This is a genomic window from Bradyrhizobium sp. Kon69 (assembly GCF_055807515.1).
Map to the genome: position 1 here is coordinate 1 of NZ_JBVVOS010000259.1, position 298 is coordinate 298.

The window sequence follows — 298 nt, forward strand, 5'->3', positions numbered from 1 at the left end:
GCGGCGCACCGCGCTTTTTCCTGTCGCTGAACCCTGAACTGCCAGACCCGGCGTACTCACCCGCTGCGGACCGCGCGAACCCCACGGGCAAGAAGCCGATGATCGTCACCAGCGTGCCGGTCAGCATGGGCGCTGCCGTGGAACTCCAGGCGTAGGTGGCCGCATGGATGCGGTCAAAGCCTTCTTCGAGTTTCACCACCATCATCTCGATGGCGATGATGGCGTCGTCCACCAGCAGGCCCAGGGAAATGATCAGGGCGCCGAGGGTGACGCGGTCGAATTCACGGCCGGTGACGAG

1 protein-coding gene is annotated in these 298 nt (G+C 64.8%); it reads right to left on the bottom strand.

The genetic code is table 11. The features are described from left to right. Positions 1–298: efflux RND transporter permease subunit (locus AC0L3U_RS39075; protein WP_473365071.1), on the bottom strand; the 298-nt coding region annotated here is incomplete at both ends.